Origin of the sequence: Bacillus sp. JJ1503 (assembly GCF_036965125.1) — a bacterium.
Lineage (GTDB): Bacteria > Bacillota > Bacilli > Bacillales > Cytobacillaceae > Cytobacillus.
The window spans coordinates 1-1,159 of record NZ_JBALOZ010000309.1 but is presented as its reverse complement, the minus strand read 5'-3'; the positions used below and the strand labels follow the sequence as shown (position 1 = coordinate 1,159).

1 protein-coding gene is annotated in these 1,159 nt (G+C 29.2%); it reads left to right on the top strand.

The window, feature by feature from the left end:
* Positions 1–195: hypothetical protein (locus V7149_RS21005; protein WP_335347541.1), on the top strand; the 195-nt coding region annotated here is incomplete at its 5' end.
* Positions 196–1,159: the final 964 nt, after the last annotated feature.

The following is a 1,159-nucleotide window of genomic DNA, read 5'->3' as shown; positions in this document are numbered from 1 at the left end:
ATATCTAATGAATTAGTAGATAAAGAATTACTTTTAGGTTCACTATTTAATATTACTGATCCAGTTATTCTTGAGAAATATATTCATACCTACTTGTCTATACCTGAGTTCAGCAATAAAGATACAAGAGGGAATAGAATGTATAGTAATGCACTAAAATATTATAAGGTTTTTTCTGAAGAGTCGGACAAATAAAAAAGTAGGAGGTAGAATCCTTTTTTCCATTTAATCAACTTTTATTCCTTATTCCTTTGGATGTGAAGCTTTGTTGCACTAAGGTTACGCCTTGTTAAAAGGGAAATGAGACCTATGTTGCTAAACTTTAATTGATAGTGCACTTACAACAAAAAACTGGCCATATTCAGTCACTGCTGGATATGGCCAGTTAATTATGGTAGATAGATCAATTACCTAGGTCTTGCACCATTTTTATATACTCGACAAATAAGACCCTAATTCGAAGTTTTTATCCTATTTTTATCTATGTTAGCGGTCAAGTCTATAGTCAACTCTTATATAATGGACCTAATTGTCATCACCTTTTCTCCACTTCCTTATAGAATGCTAGTCATGTAAAAAATAGATTTTTTGTATCCAAAAAAATTTGTCTTTTATCGAGAAGGTAGACCCTAATAATTATCATCTGATGTCAAATATTTCCATCCATTATCTAAATTCCGTAGGGTTCCCTCAAAATACTAAACCGCTAGGAATAGTATTGCTTTCATATCTCTTATTATAGAAATAATAAAAAAACTTTTTAGCTATAAAATTGGGGAAGACTTACATTGATTTAATAGATGACAAAAAGGGTTCATTATTACCAATTGTGCTTGTGAAAAGAATCTTTAGTTACCGACTTTATTTTTGAAAATAAAAAAATAAAGCAACTTTACACTCTCTAACGTTTGTTTCTATGAAGATTAGTTTACTACTAATTATTAGTTAGGAAACTTGAATGAGAGTTGATGTGAATAATAAAAGAGGAAAACCATCTTAATTTTAGTTGGAGATGAATATATGATGACATTAAATAACTGGAAATATAGCAACTTTAATAACAGATTTGTATACCTAGAGAACTGGATGAAATTCAGTATAGTATTAGCCAATTATATTAAAAAAGCAGACCAACCTATAAAAATATATATATCTGTAC